At 62.6% G+C, this 532-nt stretch carries 2 protein-coding genes; both read right to left on the minus strand.

Annotated features, from left to right (window positions below; translation table 11 throughout):
- Positions 1 to 297: nuclear transport factor 2 family protein (locus AACY45_RS27810; RefSeq protein ID WP_339548686.1), on the minus strand; the 297-nt coding region annotated here is incomplete at its 3' end.
- Entirely contained in the window at positions 294 to 461 is a 168-nt protein-coding gene (locus AACY45_RS27815; protein WP_339548687.1) for a hypothetical protein, read from the minus strand. The genes AACY45_RS27810 and AACY45_RS27815, both read right to left, overlap by 4 nt.
- Positions 462 to 532 lie beyond the last annotated feature (71 nt).

Below are 532 nucleotides of genomic sequence, written 5' to 3' on the forward strand. Positions count from 1 at the left end.
CGAATAAAGGGACATGACTTCGAACTGCTCGCCACCGGGACCGCGCGAGACGTTTTCGTGCAACACCACGGTATCGCCCAGGACATAGGACGACAGCACTTCGGCACGGTTCTCGGGATATTGCGTGAACATCGCCTTCAGCCCTGCGCGAACACCCTCCTGCCCGTCGCGTACCACGGCACCGCGGTACATTGCCTCGCACGCATCGCCGGTCATTTCCGCGACGTAGCCGTCCGCATCCTGCGCGTTGTACAGCGCGATCATGCGATGCGCGGTGGCGAGACGTGCGCTGCTCACCGGTCGCACTCCCCGAACACGATATCCATCGCGCCCAGAATCGCGGTCGTATCGGCGAGCATGTGGCCCTTGGCCATGAAGTCCATCGCCTGCAGATGCGAGAAGGCGGTCGGGCGGATCTTGCAGCGATACCGCTTGTTGGTGCCGTCCGCGACCAGATACACGCCGAACTCGCCCTAGGAGCTATCGGTCCCGAAATACACCTCGCCTGCGGCCACGAGATAACCTTCGGTGT

Source organism: Pseudomonas sp. RA_35y_Pfl2_P32 (assembly GCF_963970735.1).
Classification (GTDB): Bacteria; Pseudomonadota; Gammaproteobacteria; order Pseudomonadales; family Pseudomonadaceae; genus Aquipseudomonas.